This window comes from Escherichia sp. AM3 (assembly GCF_032029835.1).
GTDB lineage: Bacteria > Pseudomonadota > Gammaproteobacteria > Enterobacterales > Enterobacteriaceae > Escherichia > Escherichia coli.
The window spans coordinates 1-343 of the sequence record NZ_JAVUPQ010000711.1 but is presented as its reverse complement, the minus strand read 5'-3'; the positions used below and the strand labels follow the sequence as shown (position 1 = coordinate 343).

Genomic DNA, 343 nt, shown 5'->3' with positions numbered 1-343 from the left:
ACCCACAGGGACTTCAACCCATCCATGCTCCGTATCTTCTGACCATCCTTCCCAGCACTCATCAGGGGCAATTTCTTCTACAAACCAGCTCTGAACTTCTTCTGGTGAAGCAGTGGTGATAACTAAAATACTTTCACTAAAGGGCCAGTCTGGGTCATCGAACATCGTAATTTCTACCAAAACATCACTAACATTGTTACGCTCACGTATTTTCAGAAAATGGTGATAGATAGCTTGCGGAGATTGTTCTGGAATCACATTGCAACATATTGAACCATGGATATTATTGTCAATAAAAAAATCCTCAAGAGATAACAATGGACGAGGAGTATCAGGATTATTA

1 protein-coding gene is annotated in these 343 nt (G+C 40.5%); it reads right to left on the bottom strand.

All coding sequences use genetic code 11. The features are described 5' to 3' along the window. Window positions 1-343, bottom strand: a 343-nt coding sequence (gene yfbO, locus RTW80_RS28020; RefSeq protein WP_312721386.1) for a protein YfbO, incomplete at both ends; no start/stop codon positions are given.